Origin of the sequence: Prauserella halophila, assembly GCF_024171895.1 — a bacterium.
In the GTDB taxonomy this organism is placed as follows: domain Bacteria; phylum Actinomycetota; class Actinomycetes; order Mycobacteriales; family Pseudonocardiaceae; genus Prauserella; species Prauserella halophila.
In genome coordinates this window covers 359,410-374,843 of sequence record NZ_JAMTCQ010000011.1, presented here as the reverse complement: position 1 = coordinate 374,843, position 15,434 = coordinate 359,410, and the positions used below count along the sequence as shown (strand labels likewise).

At 69.4% G+C, this 15,434-nt stretch carries 15 protein-coding genes and 2 tRNA genes; 10 read left to right on the top strand and 7 right to left on the bottom strand.

The genetic code is table 11. The features are described from left to right. Positions 1 to 11 precede the first annotated feature (11 nt). The 4 genes from LY41_RS16595 (at position 12) to LY41_RS16580 (ending at position 2,442) form a co-directional block, all read left to right on the top strand. A complete protein-coding gene (locus LY41_RS16595; protein WP_253864935.1) occupies positions 12 to 287 on the top strand; it encodes a PASTA domain-containing protein in 276 nt (91 codons plus the stop codon). Positions 288 to 562: 275 nt separating this feature from the next. Beyond that, positions 563 to 964, top strand: coding sequence for a hypothetical protein (locus LY41_RS16590; RefSeq protein ID WP_253864934.1), 402 nt, complete (start codon positions 563 to 565; stop codon positions 962 to 964). 201 nt (positions 965 to 1,165) lie between these two features. Further along, positions 1,166 to 1,417, top strand: a complete 252-nt coding sequence (locus tag LY41_RS16585) for a TetR/AcrR family transcriptional regulator (protein WP_308292263.1) — start codon at positions 1,166 to 1,168, stop codon at positions 1,415 to 1,417. A gap of 167 nt (positions 1,418 to 1,584) precedes the next feature. Next, complete coding sequence (locus tag LY41_RS16580; protein ID WP_253864933.1) at positions 1,585 to 2,442, top strand: alpha/beta fold hydrolase; 858 nt, start codon at positions 1,585 to 1,587, stop codon at positions 2,440 to 2,442. 74 nt (positions 2,443 to 2,516) lie between these two features. On the opposite strand, the gene LY41_RS16575 is transcribed toward LY41_RS16580, so the two are convergent. Together LY41_RS16575 and LY41_RS16570 are read right to left on the bottom strand one after the other, a co-directional pair. Continuing rightward, positions 2,517 to 2,864 (bottom strand): histidine triad nucleotide-binding protein, encoded by a 348-nt coding sequence (locus tag LY41_RS16575; protein ID WP_253864932.1) that lies wholly within the window; start codon positions 2,862 to 2,864, stop codon positions 2,517 to 2,519. 54 nt (positions 2,865 to 2,918) lie between these two features. Next, complete coding sequence (locus LY41_RS16570) at positions 2,919 to 3,698, bottom strand: MOSC domain-containing protein (protein WP_253864931.1); 780 nt, start codon at positions 3,696 to 3,698, stop codon at positions 2,919 to 2,921. A gap of 119 nt (positions 3,699 to 3,817) precedes the next feature. Here LY41_RS16570 and LY41_RS16565 point away from each other — a divergent pair, with 119 nt between their 5' ends. Further along, positions 3,818 to 4,795 carry an ATP-binding cassette domain-containing protein gene (locus LY41_RS16565; RefSeq protein ID WP_253864930.1) on the top strand — a complete coding sequence of 326 codons (978 nt, stop codon included), beginning with the start codon at positions 3,818 to 3,820 and terminating at the stop codon, positions 4,793 to 4,795. Beyond that, a complete protein-coding gene (locus tag LY41_RS16560) occupies positions 4,792 to 5,646 on the top strand; it encodes an ABC transporter permease (protein WP_253864929.1) in 855 nt (284 codons plus the stop codon). The genes LY41_RS16565 and LY41_RS16560 overlap by 4 nt, the downstream gene beginning before the upstream one ends. 147 nt (positions 5,647 to 5,793) lie before the next feature. Here LY41_RS16560 and LY41_RS16555 read toward each other — a convergent pair whose 3' ends face one another. Continuing rightward, positions 5,794 to 7,113, bottom strand: coding sequence for a M20/M25/M40 family metallo-hydrolase (locus tag LY41_RS16555; RefSeq protein ID WP_253864928.1), 1,320 nt, complete (start codon positions 7,111 to 7,113; stop codon positions 5,794 to 5,796). Between the two features lie 124 nt (positions 7,114 to 7,237). On the opposite strand from LY41_RS16555, the gene LY41_RS16550 reads away from it, so the two are divergent. Together LY41_RS16550 and LY41_RS16545 are read left to right on the top strand one after the other, a co-directional pair. Next, a tRNA-Leu gene (locus LY41_RS16550) sits at positions 7,238 to 7,321 on the top strand. Positions 7,322 to 7,668: 347 nt separating this feature from the next. After that, positions 7,669 to 7,754: transfer RNA gene (locus tag LY41_RS16545), tRNA-Leu, on the top strand. A 171-nt stretch (positions 7,755 to 7,925) separates the two neighbouring features. On the opposite strand, the gene LY41_RS16540 is transcribed toward LY41_RS16545, so the two are convergent. The 3 genes from LY41_RS16540 to LY41_RS16530 all read right to left on the bottom strand — a co-directional run bounded on the left by LY41_RS16540 (position 7,926) and on the right by LY41_RS16530 (position 12,426). Next, a complete protein-coding gene (locus LY41_RS16540; RefSeq protein WP_253864927.1) occupies positions 7,926 to 8,714 on the bottom strand; it encodes an IclR family transcriptional regulator in 789 nt (262 codons plus the stop codon). A gap of 730 nt (positions 8,715 to 9,444) precedes the next feature. Next, the gene (locus tag LY41_RS16535; RefSeq protein ID WP_253864926.1) at positions 9,445 to 10,782 is read right to left on the bottom strand and encodes a DUF222 domain-containing protein; all 1,338 of its coding nucleotides are present in this window, start codon (positions 10,780 to 10,782) and stop codon (positions 9,445 to 9,447) included. A 624-nt stretch (positions 10,783 to 11,406) separates the two neighbouring features. After that, positions 11,407 to 12,426 carry a MarR family winged helix-turn-helix transcriptional regulator gene (locus LY41_RS16530; protein ID WP_253864925.1) on the bottom strand — a complete coding sequence of 340 codons (1,020 nt, stop codon included), beginning with the start codon at positions 12,424 to 12,426 and terminating at the stop codon, positions 11,407 to 11,409. A 170-nt stretch (positions 12,427 to 12,596) separates the two neighbouring features. Here LY41_RS16530 and LY41_RS16525 point away from each other — a divergent pair, with 170 nt between their 5' ends. Both LY41_RS16525 and LY41_RS16520 read left to right on the top strand, forming a co-directional pair. Further along, entirely contained in the window at positions 12,597 to 13,781 is a 1,185-nt protein-coding gene (locus LY41_RS16525) for an acyl-CoA dehydrogenase family protein (protein WP_253864924.1), read from the top strand. Positions 13,782 to 13,798: 17 nt separating this feature from the next. Continuing rightward, entirely contained in the window at positions 13,799 to 14,731 is a 933-nt protein-coding gene (locus LY41_RS16520) for a VOC family protein (RefSeq protein WP_253864923.1), read from the top strand. Positions 14,732 to 14,860: 129 nt separating this feature from the next. Here LY41_RS16520 and LY41_RS16515 read toward each other — a convergent pair whose 3' ends face one another. Beyond that, complete coding sequence (locus tag LY41_RS16515) at positions 14,861 to 15,427, bottom strand: flavin reductase family protein (protein WP_253864922.1); 567 nt, start codon at positions 15,425 to 15,427, stop codon at positions 14,861 to 14,863. Positions 15,428 to 15,434 lie beyond the last annotated feature (7 nt).

Genomic DNA, 15,434 nt, shown 5'->3' with positions numbered 1-15,434 from the left:
ACAATCAAGCCATGCATCGACCTCGACCGGTCACCGAGGTTCCCGACGTGGTCGGCCTCGGCGCCGAGGACGCGTGTGACATCGTGCGGCGTGCGGGCCTGGTTCCCGTCGGGCCGGACGGTGCGCCCGCGCCGGGGGCGGGTGTCGTGTCGGCGCAGCGGCCGATCGGTGCGGCCGGTGCCGAGGAAGGGGCGAAGGTGACCTTGTGGACCCATCCCGGCAAGGATTCCGCCGAGGCGCTCGTGGGGCCGAGTCCGAGGGAGTCGGCCGACCTCGACCCCGTGTGATCGGGAGGGGTCGGCGCAGCGCACATCCTGGGGTGCCGCCGCCGGGCCGGTGGCGTCGACGTGCCGATCGGGAACCGGGCAGGGCCGTTCCGCCTGCGCGGGTCGAGTGACCGCGCGGATCCGGCCGCACGCGGGCGTTTCCGGAACTCGAGCGGGTCAGCTGGGCTGCGAGCGACGTCGGGGCGGTGCCGGGTGGTCCGGTCCAGTGCGGTCCGGACATCGCCGGCAGCCGCGTCGCGTGGTTTCGCCGCAGCCGGTGCGGGTAACTCGAGGGCATGACCATGGCGCCGGAAGCGAGTGGGACGACTGCCGGGGTGTTCGGGCCGGTGCGGCTGGTGGGTGAGGCTGCGGCGCGCGTGCTCCACGGGCAGGGGTGGCGAATCCGGGTGCTGTCGTCGTACTCGGTATCGGTGGGGCAGGGGAGTGCGGAGCTGCACAGTCTCGCCGACGTCGTGGAGTTCGTCTGCGCGCAGTGCCTGGAATGGTGCGAGGCGACGCTCGTGGCGATCCGGCGCCGGTATCTCGTGTGCCCGGGTTGTTTCGGGGAACAGCCACAGTCGCTCGCGCCGGAGCCGGCCACGATTCCCGCGTCGACGGCGGGTGTCTCGATGGCCGGGGCGCGACGCGCGCCGTGGAGCGTGCACGCCGCCCGTCCCTGCCGGCGGGAACGCACGTAGGCGACGCGGCTGTGTCACGGCATGCCCTGGCACAGCCGGCCCGGCGCGTGGCGGCCGGTCGTCGAACCGCCGCGTCGACCGGATCGAGCGGCCGAGGAGTGATGTCGTGGCGGGACGTGGACGCCCGCGGCGCTTCGACAGGGAAGCGGCACTGCGAACGGCGATGGTGCTGTTCTGGGAGCACGGCTACGAGGGCGCTCGATGAGCATGCTCACCTCGGCCATGGGCATCACGGCCACGAGCCTCTACGCGGCTTTCGGCTCCAAGGAGGATCTCTTCCGGGAGTCCGTCGAGCTGTACAACTCGGCCGAGCAGTCGCCCACCGCGGCCGCGCTCGAGGAGGCGACTGCTCGCGACGTGGTCGAGGTGATGCTGCGGCGGAATGCCGACGACATGCTGGTCGAACACCTGCAGCGCGCCGAGCAGGCGCCGTCGGGCGAGACGAGCGGGTGACCGAGTGAGACGGGCGAACAGCCGGGCCAGCCGTATAACGTCCTATACGGAATCGCTCATGTGCAGGCTTCCCTCACCCTCGCCCGGGTGCCGCCACTCACCGACATCGCGCGGAGGCCGGGAAAAATCGCTGGGCGCGCCACGCAGTGGGCTGCCAAGGTCGACGCATGCCGTCACCGACCCTCGTCTTCGTTCCTGGTTCGAACAGTAACTCCTTCTCGGCGGCGCCGTTGCTGCGGGAGCTGACTCTGCTGGGTGTGCGTGCCCTCGCCGTCGACCTTCCCGGTCACGGCTTCGGCAGCACGCGGCCCGTCGCGTACCAGGCGCCGCAGGACCCGTCGGCGCTCGGCGCCGTGCCGTCGCAGGCCGCCGGGGTGACGGTGGCCGGTGCGGCCGAGCACCTCGCGGCGACCGTCCGCCGGGCACGGGAGCACGGGCCGGTGGTCGTGGTGGGGCACAGCCGGGGCGGGCTGCCGCTCACAACCCTGCTGAGCACCGAGCCGGAGCTGGTCGACCGGGCCGTGTACATCTCGGCGTGGTGTCCGGTCGCGGCGACGGTCGCCGAGTACATGGCCACGCCCGAGTACGCCGCCAGCGCGCTGAACAACCTGCCGAACGTGCTCGTCGCCGATCCCGCGCAGCTCGGCGCGCTCCGGATGAACTGGCGCACGGCCGACCCGGACGTGCTCGCAGCGCTCAAGGACGCGATGCTCGCCGACGTCACCGACGACGAATTCCTCGCCTACCTGGCCCTGCTCGACCCCGACGAGATCCTCGACCCGGGTGAGCCGGCAGACATCGGCCGGTGGGGGAGCGTGCCGCACACGTATGTGCGGTTGGCGGCGGACACGTCGATGCCACCGGCGATGCAGGATCGGCTGATCGCCGACGCGGACGCCGTGACACCCGGCAACCCGTTCGACGTGCACACGTTGCCCGGCAGTCACGCGGGATTCCTCGCACGACCCGAAGCGACGGCAGAAGCGGCCCGGCTGTTGGCACGGCTGGCGGAGGCTCGTTCGTGAGAACGCCACGGTTGTCCGGAGCTGCTGTCCACAGTGGACTCCAGTGGCCGGCTGCACGGTCACTGTGGGTATCGTCAGCCCGGAGGCCACTCCATGCCGCGCCCGCCGAGGACGTGACAGTGGGCGTGGAACACGGTCTGCTGGCCGTCCTTGCCGGTGTTGAACACGAGCCGGTAACCGGCGGCGTCGACCCCGTCTGCGGCGGCGACCTGACCGGCGACGTCCAGTACCCGGCCCGCCAGTGCCGGATCGGTGGTGGCCATCGACGCCGCGTCGGAATGGTGCGCCTTCGGGATGACCAGCACGTGCGTGGGCGCCTGCGGGTTGATGTCGCGGAACGCCAGCACGGAGTCGGTTTCGTGGACGATCGTGGCGGGTACGGACCGCAGGACGATGCTGCAGAACAGGCAGTCGGAACTCACGGGGCACACTGTAGATCGTGCGGCCGGCGGTGTGACAGCGCGGCAGGCACGTCGTCAGCCGGCGACCGGATGGTCGACCGCGTCGCCGGGGCGGGCGGTGCCGCCGGCGACCACCTCGGCATACACGCCCATCTCGTTGTGGCCGAACTCCTGATGGAGGCGTCGCGGCAGGTCGATGTCGCGCTCGGTGGTGTCCGGGTTGACCTCGGTCGCGGCGCAGCGCTTCGTGGCGAGCACACCACGGAGCCGGAGATCGCCGACCGTGATCTCCTCGCCGACGAGGTCGCGCTCGCTGAAGGCCGGCAGGCCGTCGTAGTAGAGGTTCGCCCGGAACCGGCGGGGGTCGAGTTCCGTGCCGAGACGTTCGCCGAGGGCACGCACCGAGGCGAGGTTCACCAGCGAGACGGCGTTCATCATCGCGTCGGACACGACGGAGACGTCGGTGAACCGCCTGCCGTCGACACGGGCCAGCACGGGCGGAGTGGACAGGCCGAGCACCTCGGCGAAGAATGTGGTCACGGCCGCGGCGCCGTCGTCGGTGGTGAGGGTCGCCTCGAGCACGGTGCGACCGTCCCGCTCCGCACGCAGTACACCGGTCTCCGGATCGAATCGGGTGCGGTAGCCGGCGAGCGACGCGTTGCGGGCGAGCATGAAGAACTGGGTCTTCGGCAGCGGTTCGGACGAGCCAGGGGTGTATCGGCCGTCGGGCCGGGCGAGCGCGAACGCCCGGTCGTACGGCACGCCGCGACCGGGTTCGAGGGTGACCGACGACAGCTTCTGTGGGCTCAGCCCTTTCACGGGGTAGACGTACAGTTCGCGGATCTCGCCGTCCATGTCGCGTGCCCTTCTTCCGGTGAGGTCGGAATGTGCAGGGGCAATCTAACCGTTCACCGCAGTGCGGTTCGTATCCGGGAACCGGTCACCCCGGTGCGGGTGTGGCGAAAGGGGAAGCAGTGACAGTATCGACCGCTCCGGCCATCGAGACGTCCGGCCTCGTCAAGGTCTTCGGCAAAACCCGCGCGGTCGACGGTATCGACCTGCGCGTGCCGGAGGCGGCCGTGTACGGGATTCTCGGGCCGAACGGAGCAGGCAAGACGACGTTCGTGCGCATGCTGGCCACCCTGCTGCGGCCGGATGCCGGGCACGGCACCGTGTTCGGGCGGGACATCGTCGGCGACGCCGCGCTCGTACGCAGGCAGGTGAGCCTGACGGGCCAGTACGCGTCGATCGACGAGGACCTGACGGGCACCGAGAACCTGGTGCTGCTGGGCAGGTTGCTGGGGCACGGCAAGTCCACGGCGAAGCGGCGATCGGGGGAACTGCTCGAGGCGTTCGGCCTGACCGATGCGGCGGACCGGCAGGTGAAGAACTACTCCGGCGGCATGCGCAGGCGAATCGACATCGCCGCGAGCATCATCTCCACGCCCCGGCTGCTGTTCCTCGACGAACCGACGACGGGGCTCGATCCGCGCAGCCGTAACCAGGTGTGGGACATCGTGCGGATCATCGTCGAGCAGGGCACCACCGTGCTGCTGACCACGCAGTACCTCGACGAGGCCGATCATCTCGCGGGCCGGATCGCGGTGATCGACCACGGCACGGTCATCGCGGAGGGCACGCCCGGCGAGCTCAAGTCGTCCGTGGGTGCAGGGTCGGTCCACGTGCGGCTGCGCCGCGGCGAGGAGCGGGCCCAGGCCGAACGCGTGCTGGCCGCGGAACTGGGTACCCAGGTGCACTTCGACGCCGACCCGGTGGCGCTGACGGCCCGGATCTCGGGTGGCGAGTCCGGGCGAGGGGCGGCCGAGCACGCGTCGCGTGCGCTCGCGCGGCTGGCTCAGGACGGCATCACCGTCGACGACTTCTCACTCGGCCAGCCGAGCCTCGACGAGGTGTTCCTGGCTCTGACGGATCGGAAGGAGACCCGGCCATGACGAGCACGTCGAGCGCGGAACGCGCCGAGGCCGACGGCTACACGCCCGTCGCGGACAATCTGGGCGCGGTGCTGGCCAGCGGCGAGCCGCCGACGCATCCGAGCGCGTGGTCGGCGTCGGTGACGTTCGCATGGCGAGCGATGCTCAAGATCAAGCACGTGCCGGAGCAGCTGTTCGACGTCACGGCGTTCCCGGTGATCATGACGCTCATGTTCACCTACCTGTTCGGTGGTGCGCTGGCGGGATCGCCCGAGGAGTACCTGCAGTACCTCCTGCCGGGCGTGCTGGTGATGAGCGTCGCGATGATCACGATGTACACCGGTGTCGGGTTGAACGCCGACATTCAGAAGGGCGTGTTCGACCGGTTCCGCACGCTGCCGATCTGGCGGCCGTCCGCGCTGGTGGGCGCGGTGATCGGCGACGTCTGCCGGTATTCGCTGGCCTCGGTGGTGATCATCGTGCTGGGGCTGGTCCTCGGGTACCGGCCCGGCGGCGGCGTGCTCGGCGTGCTGGTGGGCATCGGGTTGCTGCTGGTGTTCTCGTTCGCGTTCTCGTGGATCTGGACGTTGCTCGGCCTGGTGTTGCGCTCGGAACGTTCGGTGATGGGTGTCAGCGCCATGGTGCTGTTCCCGTTGTCGTTCCTCAGCAACGTGTTCGTCGACCCGCGGACGATGCCGGAGTGGCTGCAGGGGTTCGTGGACGTCAACCCGATCGCGCATCTGGTCGCGGCCGTGCGCGGCGCGCTGAGCGGGCAGTGGGACGGCTCGGCGACGCTGTGGATGTTCGTCTCGGCCGGGATCATCCTGGCGATCTTCGGCCCGCTGACGATGCGGCGCTACAACCGCAAGTGACGCCGGCGACCGTGTGGCGCGCCGAGCAGGGTGGCGTGGCGAACAGGGTGCCGTGCCGAGCAGGGTGCCGTGGCGAACAGGGTGCCGTGGCGACGCGCTCGGTCACGAGTGCAGGACACACGGGTCTGAGTGCAGCGCCGGCCGCGGTCAGGCGCTGCGGAAGAACCGGTCGAGCACGCGGGTGCCGAACTTGAGTGCGTCCACCGGAACCCGTTCGTCGACGCCGTGGAACAGGGCCGAGAAGTCCAGGTCGGCCGGCAGCTGCAGGGGAGCGAACCCGAAGTTGCGGATGCCGAGCCGCTGGAACGCCTTCGCGTCCGTGCCTGCCGAGAGCATGTAGGGCAGGGTGCGCGAGCCGGGGTCCTCGGCGGTGACGGCCGCGCTCATGGCGTCGACGATCGCGCCGTCGAACGTCGTCTCCACCGGCGGCAGTTCCATCCATTCGCGTTCCACGTCGGGGCCGAGCAGGTCGTCGAGTTCGCGGTCGAAGGCCTCCAGCCTGCCGGGCAGGATGCGGCAGTCGACGGACGCCTCGGCCACGGACGGGATGACGTTGGCCTTGTAGCCGGCCGTGAGCATCGTCGGGTTGGCGGTGTCGCGGAGCGTCGCGCCGATCATGCGGGAGATGTTGCCGAGCTTGGCGACACTGCCTTCGAGGTCGTCGTCCGGGAACTCCCAGCCGGTGATCTCGGTGACGCCGTCCAGGAACTCGCGCACCGAGTCGGACACGACGAGCGGGAAACGGTGGTTGCCGAGCTTCGCGACGGCCTCGGACAGTTTGGTGACGGCGTTGTCGCGGTGGATCATCGAGCCGTGGCCCGCCGTGCCGCGCACGCGCAGCGTCATCCAGCGGATCCCGCGCTGGGCCGTCTCGACCAGGTAGGCGCGCACGTCGTCCTTGAGCGTGATCGAGAAGCCGCCGACCTCGCTGATCGCCTCGGTGGCGCCCTCGAACAGCTCGGGCCGGTTCGACACGAGCCACTGGGCGCCGTACTTGCCGCCCGCCTCCTCGTCGGCCAGAAACGCGAAGATCATGTCGCGGGGCGGGACGATGCCCTCGCGCTTGTAGTGGCGCGCCAGGGCGAGCGTCATGCCCACCATGTCCTTCATGTCGACGGCGCCGCGGCCCCAGACGTAGCCGTCCTGCACCGCGCCGGAGAACGGGTGCACGGACCACTCGGCGGGGTCGGCGGGCACGACGTCGAGGTGGCCGTGCACGAGCAGTGCGCCGCGTGACGGATCGGCGCCGGGCAGCCGCGCGACGACGTTGTGCCGGTTCGTCCCGCCCGATTCGACGTAGCTGACCTCGTAGCCGACCTCGGTGAGCTTCTCGGCGACGTACTCGGCCGCCGCGCGTTCGCCGACGACCGTGTCGGGGTCGCCGGTGTTGGTCGTGTCGATGCGGATGAGCTCGCTGGTGAGAGTCACGGCCTCGTCGGCGGCCGCCTCGATGAGGTTGTCGGTCACGGGGACCTTCCTATCACTGAGACCTATCACTGAGACCGTTGGTGCAGGTGAGACATGTGGGGTCAGGAAGGCGGGACCCCCTGTGTGCGAGGGCCGCCGTGTCCGCTACTCTATTCGCCAGCAAGTCCGAGTGGCGGAATGGCAGACGCGCTAGCTTGAGGTGCTAGTGCCCGTAACGGGCGTGGGGGTTCAAGTCCCCCCTCGGACACAATCCGATCTTCTCCGGGAGATCGAGAACGGGTCGGACCTGCGGGTTCGGCCCGTTTTTCTGTCGTCCCCCTGTTCTGTCGTCCCCCTGTTCCGGGGACGTGTTCCGGGAAGAACCATTTGTTCCACGGGTTTCCCGTGGCGAGGTGGTTCGCTCGGCGAATACGGTTCCCGATCCGATCCGATCCGTGTCGTGTGTCGGCGCGTGGTTGTCCGGATCGGGCGGCTGCGCGCCGAGTGCTGCTGTTCGGCTGTTGCGCCGCTCTGCTGCTGTGCCATTCGGTGTCTGCGGGAGGTCGTCCCCCTGTGTGTGCGTCGTGCGGCGTCCGGTAACCTTTCCTGCAGCAGGTCCGAGTGGCGGAATGGCAGACGCGCTAGCTTGAGGTGCTAGTGCCCGCAAGGGCGTGGGGGTTCAAGTCCCCCCTCGGACACCATCTTCATCGATCGGGTGCTCGTCATCCGGGTGTTCATCGGCCCGATTGCCTCCGCGGCACCCGCCGTGCCGAGTTGTCCCACTCGGTGCATGTGAGCGTGCCGTCCGGGTGCAGGCGCGCCTTCACCATTCCGGTGTTGTCCAGGTCAATGACGGCGTTCGCCGGACCAGATCACGGCGGCGTGTTCCCGCGGCGCTGGTTCGGGAAGAGCGCTTCGGTGATGCGCCGTACCTGAGCCAGCAACAGGGGGCTGGTGCGTTCCGGCGACAGGTCCTGCAACCCTGCCAGCGAAATCGCCGCTGCCGCCCCCGACGGTCCCGGCACCGGCGCGGCGATCGACTCGATGTTCGTGGTCGGATGCGGCGGAAAGTGCACGACGCCGTGACGCTGCCGTGCGGTCGCCAGCTCGCGATGGAGTGCCGTGATGCGGTCGGCGTCGAGTCGCCCGCCGAGTGCCTGGTCGACGTACTCCGGCGAGCAGGTCGCGAGCAGGGCACACCCGCTGACGGTGTCGGAGGCGAGCAGCCGGGCTCCGACCCTCGACGGTACGGACCGGGCGGCGGGGCCGCCGATCTTGTCCAGGTAGTGGACCCGGTCTCCCTCCAGGACGGACAGATGGGCCACGGCACCCGTGATCGCATGCAATTCGTTGAGGTGGGCGGAGGCGGCGACCCGCACCTCCTCGTGCCGGCCGGGCTGGCCGACCAGTGTGGGCGCCTGCGGGCCGAGGCAGTAACCGCGAGTGTCGTGTTCGAGCCAGCCCTCGTCGACGAGCTGGCCGAGGATGCGGAAGGCCGTCGAGCGGGGGAGCCCGGTGAGCAGCATGATGTCCTCGAGCATGAGTCGGCCGGGGGCCTCGCTGAAGGCGTCCAGGACGCGGGTCACCCGACCCACGACGCCGAGCGGGATGCGGCGGTCGGTGGGGACGTCGGCTGCGGCGATGTCGGTGGGGATGGTCATGGCACTCCTCGAGTTGGACTACCCCGGAGTGTGCTGACCGTCACGATCGAAATCAAGTGGATGATTGGCACTTATCTTCTTTCGAGATCATCCGTGAGGTCGGCCGATCACGGGCGCGTCGCCGTCGACGTCCCGGTGTTCGATAGCTGATTCCGGTGTTGAACAGGGGAAATGTGGCTCGCGGGGGTGTCGACGACCGGTCTCGTCACTCGGGCGAAGGTAGTGGACCGAATGCACGAAAATCTGTGGTTCGGAGCGGCTGGGCACGCTGCCGATCGCGTTGCCGGACACACTGCCGGTCAACGGAGTGGCGTAGGCGCAAGAGGCGCCGAGTCGAGGGTGGCCGGCGGTTCAGGAGTGCGGGCACGGCGGTGGGCGATCCGGTCTTTCGGGATCGTGATGGTGGCCGGGGTTCTGCGTCGCCGCAGGTAACGCCGGTTGGCTGCGGACGAGTAGGCCTGACGCCGTGTCCACTTCGGATGCCGTCCTGCCTGCGGTCGAGGCGGGAGGACGCGTTGACATGCTCGCCACTGCCGGTCCGTGAGGTCCTGACGCGCCCCGGCCGATACACGGCCCATCGAGGTCTCCGGTAGTTGATCTTCTTGGTCGTTGATCCCTCTACCGGAGACCTCTCCTCATACCCACAGCGCCCCCTCGTTCCTGAACAGCTCCTGAAACGGTGGGTTGTCGTCGTCCTGGCGTTCCGGGTCGGTGGCTTCTCGCTCCGGTTCTACTCGGCGGGGTGGCGGTGTGCGGCGGTGCGGCGTGTCGGCGCCTGTCGTCCCGGGTCCTGTCGTCCCGGGTCCTGTCGTGTCGGGGCTGTGCGTCCCGGGTCCTGACGTCTCGAGTCTTGTCGTGCCGGGGCGTCGCGTGCCGGGGCTTGTCCCGTCGGGGTGAGGACGGGGTGGCGGTGTGCGGTGTAGGTCGCTCCGTGTGGTGTCGTCACGTGGGTGATGCCGTGGACGGGGTTGTAGCGGGTGTTCCAGTCGGGGTGGTCTTTGAGTCGGTGGTGTCGTCGGCAGCGGGGTCCGCCGTTGGCGACTGACGTCGACCCACCACCGTCACTGTCACTGTCACTGCTGCTGGTGGTCCAGGGGTGTTCGTGGTCGTGGTCGCAGTGCCGGGCGGGCCGGTGGCACCAGGGCATGACGCATTCCCGGTCGCGTACCCGTACCAACTCGCGGATCACCGCACTCGGCCGCCGCCTCCTGCGCCCCAGATCCACCGGCTCACCCGTGCCCGGGTCGCACAACACCGCACGCCAGATACTCCGCTCGTTCGTCATGATCTCCCGCGCGATCGGCGCGGGGATCGGCCCGTACCCGTCCAGTTCGCACCCGTTGTTGGACAGTGACAGGGCCGCGTCGACGGGTATGTGGAGGTAGACCATGGCTGCCGCTTCCGGCGGGGAGACACCGGGGTCACGTCCCAGTAGCAGGTCGGCGGCTACGTCGGCGCGTAGCTGGTCCAGGGTGCGGCGGTCACCACCGTGCCGCAGCGACCGGGCCATCGCATCGACCCGCGAATAACAGGCACCCGCCGTCTCGGACGGCAGACTCACCTCCAGCGACGACATCGCGTGTTCGCCGGGCGTGAGTTCGACCTTGCGTTCCGCCCGCGCCCGCCGGGCCCGTTCGGTCTGCCCGTCGGGGTCGGTCTTCTCGACGAGTCTGCGTACGCGTTGTGCGAGGTTGCCCGGCTGCCACGCCGTCTCCGGCGCATCCGTCAGCCTCTCCGCCAGGAGACCGTCGACCTGGCGGGCGGTGTCGTCATCGAGCGGATCAACCACGGCCAATACTCGCCGCGCCCCGTACGACTCGACCTCACCGGACTGCATCGCCGCGTGCAGCTGCGGCATCCGCCGCACCACCGACCGCCCGTCCTCGATCCGCCGCTCCACCTCGCGCGTCGACACCCGCAACACCGGCGTCAACTCCTCCACCACACCCCGATCGTCACTCACATCCGCCGCGATCTCCGCCAACAGTTCGAGTTCTTCGGCGTCGAGCCGCGCCCGCCGAGCCCGGACAACACCGACCCGCTCGACCTTCTCCCTCACACCATCCATCGTGTCGATGATATCGAACTAAAGTTCGATATAACCATGACACAACAGTGTGACGAGAATCCGGTGGGACGTGTCTGAACCACCACCTGCACCACGGGGAACACAACAGTCACACCGTCACCACAGTCCAGGCATGCCGCCTCGTCACGCCGTAGAACCGCACGAGCAACCGACGACGGACCGACCCAGCACCCGGCCGGCCTGCCCAGCGAACGATCGACCGGACCGGCTCACACCCCGGCCGGACCACCCGCGACTGGCTGACCCCGGCCGACTCACCCCGGCCGACTCACCCCCAGGGAACTCGACCCGCACATCGACCTCCACATCAACTCGACAACACGCTCCGAAAACACACTCGGAAGTGGGACGACGAAACCGTGGAGACCTCCCCGCATCCAAACAACAGGAACCGTTCCTGAACCGCTCCCAGAGGCTCGTCGCCTCAGAGACTCGGAGTCCGAGATTTCCGGAGCGCTGGAGGCTCCGGAGCACTGGAGGCTCGGGAGTGCCAAGGGACCGGAGTGCCAGGGAACCGGAGTGCCAGGGAACCGGAGTGCCAAGGGACCGGAACCCACGAGACCGGAGTGCTGGAGATTCGAGATCGATAGGGGTTCGAGAGGCCTACGGGTTCAGCAGGAGGCCCTGCTCGGTCAAGGTCGTGAGGTAGCGGTGCATGAGCTCGGTCCACTGCGCGCGCCGCGTCGGCTCCACGGGGCCGACGGCTGCCTCGAGGTCGCCCAGCTGTTCGTCGGCGAGGTGCCGCACCAGCGCCGTTCCCCGACGGGAGCAGCGCACCAGGCTGCTGCGCCGGTCGAAGGAGTCCACGGCCCGTTCGACCAGGCCGAGTTCGTCGAGCCGACTGATCCGCTTGCTCGCCTGGGTGTGGTCGACCCAGGTGATCTCGCCGAGTTTGGCAACGGGAAGGGGCCCTCGCCGCTCGATCGCGCACAGACTGAGGAACGTCTGTTGCCCCAGGGGCACCGACCGGCTCTCGAGGAGGTATTCGAACCAGCGTGCCTGGGATATCCACGTGAAGACCAGGATCGCGGTTTCGCCCAGCTCCAGCTGTGCGGCCGAGTAGTCGGACCCGTTCGCGACCAGGCGTCGCCACACCCGTCCCGCCTGTGACGTGGGCCGATCGGGAAGCCAGCCGGTCAGGCCTCGATACACGTGCTGCAGCCATTCGTTCAGATCGCTGACGTCCGTGTCGGCCCAGTTCGCGGTCATCTGGAGGTAGCGATCGGTGAAGCGCAGGAGCGAGGTGTTCATAACCGTCTGGGCCTCGGCCGTTAGGTGGAGCAGTGTTCGCCTACCGTCGACCGGGTCCGGTTCCCGCCCGATGTAGCCGACGCGTTCGAGCCGGCGGACCAGGCGGCTCGTGCGGGAGGGGTCGATGACGAGTGCGGTCGCGATCGTGCTCGCCGGCACCGGATCGCGTCCACTGAGGTACTCGAGCAGCCGTATCTCGGAGGTCGGCAGGGCGACGCCGGTCAGCTGTTCGAAGAAGCTCGAGTGTTCCCTGCTCAACGAGGTGCTGGCGAAGTCGTTGAGTAGCGACAGAGTCACGAACTCCAGGCTGGAGGTGGACTCCGAGGTCACCGCGAACTCCGATCGTGTCACCGAGGTCTGCATGTTCCGCATTCACTGACTCCCTACCCGCATTGTGCCGCGCCACCGGGCACGGCCGCTCAACGGGAGGCGTGCGGAGTGCCGGGCTGCGATCCCGTTCGGCGGGAGTACGTCGGTGCCGGACCCGTCGCCTTTGCGACGGTGCAGCCCGGTCGCGAGCTGCGATCAGGAGGAGGCGAATCATGGCCAATGACGTACTTGCCGCCATTGACGAGCGCGCCGATCGGATTGCGGCCACCGGCGCGGCGAGCGAGCAGCGCGGACAACTGGACGAGCGAGCGGTCGACCTGCTGCGGGAGACCGGTGTCATGCGCATGTTCCAGCCCGCGAAGTACGGCGGCGCGGAGGCACATCCGGCCGACTTCGCCGAGTCGGTGATGGCGGTCGCGGCAGCAGACGGTTCCGCCGGATGGGTGGCGGGCATCGTCGGCCTCCATCCCTGGGAACTGGCGATGGCCGACAACCGGGTGCAGGAGGAGGTCTGGGGCGAGGATCCCGAGGTCTGGATCGCCTCCCCGTACGCGCCGATGGGTATGTTGCGTCCCGTCGACGGCGGCTACCTCTTCTCCGGCCGGTGGCAGTTCTCCTCGGGCACCGACCACTGCAACTGGATCTTCCTCGGTGCCACCGTGGCCGGCTCCGACGGCAACCCGGACCACTCGGCCGGGATGCGGCACGTGATCCTGCCGCGGTCGGACTACGAGATCGTCGCCGACTCGTGGGACGTGGTCGGTCTCCGCGGCACCGGCAGCAAGGACATCGTCGTCGAGGACGTGTTCGTCCCCGAGTACCGAGTGCTCGCCTACGACCGGCTCGTCGACGGCTCCGCGCCCAGGGACGCGGGGATCGACAACCCGCTTTACCACATGCCGTTCACCACGGTGTTCCCCGCCGGGATCACCTCGGCCGTGATCGGCATCTGTGAAGGCGCGCTGGCCCACCACCTCGCCTATCAGCGTGATCGGCTGCAGATCACCGGCACGAAGGCGCGCGAGGACCCGTACGTGCTGTCCGCCGTCGGCGCCGCCGCGGCCGAGCTGCGGGCCTCCCGGATCGCTCTGCTGGACAGCATGCGGTGGTCCTACGACGAGGCGGCCGCAGGTAGGGAGCTCGCATTCGCCGACCGGGCGCGCAACCGGGAGACCCAGGTGGCCGCCGCGTGGCGGGCCGTGCGGGCGATGGACGACGTCGTGGCCCGTTCCGGTGGCAACGGCCTGCGCAACGACAACCCGATGCAGCGTTTCTGGCGGGACGGCCACATGGGACTCGCGCACGCGATCCACGTGCCGGGCGCCGTTTTCCACGCCTCGGCACTCGGCCGGCTGGACATCGTGCCACCGCCGGGGCCCCTGCGCTCGATGATCTGACGACGAAAGGAACCTCGATGACCCGCAACGAACGTCATATCCGCGGTCTCGGCTACATCCGGATGCAGAGCCAGGATCTGTCCCGCTGGCGCGAGCTGACCGTCGACGCGCTCGGCTTCCAGGAGGTCGCGGGCCCCGACCCCGACAGTCTCCACCTGCGGATGGACGAACGGGCCGCGCGGCTCGTCGTCTCGCCCGGCGCACCCGACCGGGTACTCGCCATCGGCTGGGAGGTGCGGGACCACCTGGCACTCGCCGCGGTGACCCGCGACCTCGAGGCGGCCGCCGTGGCGGTCAAACCGATGACCGCGGAGGAGAAGGCGGAACGCCGCGTCGAGGACGGCATCACGTTCACCGACCCCGGCGGCATCCCGACCGAGATCTTCTTCGCGCCCGAACTCGACCACAGCCCGGTCCTGACGGGGCTGGCGCAGCGGTTCGTCACCGGCGACCAGGGGCTGGGCCACGTCGTCGTGCCGACCATGGCCCCGGAGGAGAGCCTCGCCTTCTACACCGAGGTGCTCGGCTTCCTCAACCGCGGCGCGATGAAGGCGGGCCCGCCGACGGAGAGCGGCTACCAGCCGCGCGTGCGGTTCATGGGTGTCAACGAGCGGCACCACAGCCTCGCGCTGATCGGTGCCCCGCGGGGCGAGGTGCCGGGCGTCGTGCACTTCATGGTCGAGGTCGACACGCTGGACGCGGTCGGCAGGGCGCTCGACAGGGTCGACGAGCGCGGCTTCTCGTTGTCGTCCACGCTGGGCCGCCACACGAACGACCGGATGGTCTCGTTCTACGTCCGTGCCCCGGGCGGCTGGGACATCGAGTACGGCACCGACGGGATGCGCGTCGACGAGAGCCACTACACGGCCGAGGAGATCACCGCCGACTCCTACTGGGGACACGACTGGTCGGGGTCCGAACCGCTGGCGGCGTTCGCTCCGCCCGAGTGAGCCCGAGCGCGTAACGACCACAGCGGGCACGTGGCGACATCCCCCGGTTCGAGAGGAACCGGGGGATTCGTCGCGTGTCACCTCAGGCAGCCGGCGGCAGCGGTGCGGTGCCGCCTCTCAGCCGGCAGGTCAGCTCCAGACGTCGTTCCAGCCGAAGAGATCAGGCAGGGCGTGGGCGCTGTCGTCCTCGATCCCGAACCGTCCTTTGTAGAAAACCAGCGGGGAGGCGCGCCGGGGCGTTTCCAGGCCCGACACCCGGCCGATCACGACGTCGTGATCCCCGGAGGCGTGCACCGCCTCCACGGCGGCGTGGACCCGGCAGAGCACGTCGGGAAGCAGTGGCGTCCCCCACGGCGATGCGGTCCATGGCAGGCCGTCGAACTTGGTTCCGGCCGCGGAACCGAACCGCCGGCAGAGGTCGGCCTGGTCGTCGCCGAGGACGTTGACGCAGAAGTGCCCCGCCTCCCGGATCCGGGGCCAGGCGCGGCCACGGTGGTCCGCGCAGAACAGCACCAGGGGCGGGGCGAGCGACACCGAGGCGAACGACTGGCAGGCGAAGCCCGTCGGCCCGGCGTCGTCGGCTCCGGTCACGATGGTGACTCCGGTGGCGAAGATGCCCATCGTGTGGCGCATCGTTTGCGGGTCGGGCGTGAGGACCACCGGTGGCGTGTGCGCGGACACGGCCGCTTCGGACATTCGTCGT

Bases quoted from the DNA above. Each gene is read 5' to 3' on its own strand.
- LY41_RS16570 (WP_253864931.1), bottom strand. From the start codon at position 3,698: ATGGACGGCGAGATCCGCGAACTGTACGTCTACCCCGTGAAAGGGCTG.
- LY41_RS16520 (WP_253864923.1), top strand. From the start codon at position 13,799: ATGACCCGCAACGAACGTCATATCCGCGGTCTCGGCTACATCCGGATG.
- LY41_RS16535 (WP_253864926.1), bottom strand. From the start codon at position 10,782: ATGGATGGTGTGAGGGAGAAGGTCGAGCGGGTCGGTGTTGTCCGGGCT.
- LY41_RS16595 (WP_253864935.1), top strand. From the start codon at position 12: ATGCATCGACCTCGACCGGTCACCGAGGTTCCCGACGTGGTCGGCCTC.
- LY41_RS16525 (WP_253864924.1), top strand. From the start codon at position 12,597: ATGGCCAATGACGTACTTGCCGCCATTGACGAGCGCGCCGATCGGATT.
- LY41_RS16515 (WP_253864922.1), bottom strand. From the start codon at position 15,427: ATGTCCGAAGCGGCCGTGTCCGCGCACACGCCACCGGTGGTCCTCACG.
- LY41_RS16540 (WP_253864927.1), bottom strand. From the start codon at position 8,714: ATGACCATCCCCACCGACATCGCCGCAGCCGACGTCCCCACCGACCGC.
- LY41_RS16590 (WP_253864934.1), top strand. From the start codon at position 563: ATGACCATGGCGCCGGAAGCGAGTGGGACGACTGCCGGGGTGTTCGGG.
- LY41_RS16580 (WP_253864933.1), top strand. From the start codon at position 1,585: ATGCCGTCACCGACCCTCGTCTTCGTTCCTGGTTCGAACAGTAACTCC.
- LY41_RS16530 (WP_253864925.1), bottom strand. From the start codon at position 12,426: ATGCGGAACATGCAGACCTCGGTGACACGATCGGAGTTCGCGGTGACC.
- LY41_RS16560 (WP_253864929.1), top strand. From the start codon at position 4,792: ATGACGAGCACGTCGAGCGCGGAACGCGCCGAGGCCGACGGCTACACG.
- LY41_RS16585 (WP_308292263.1), top strand. From the start codon at position 1,166: ATGAGCATGCTCACCTCGGCCATGGGCATCACGGCCACGAGCCTCTAC.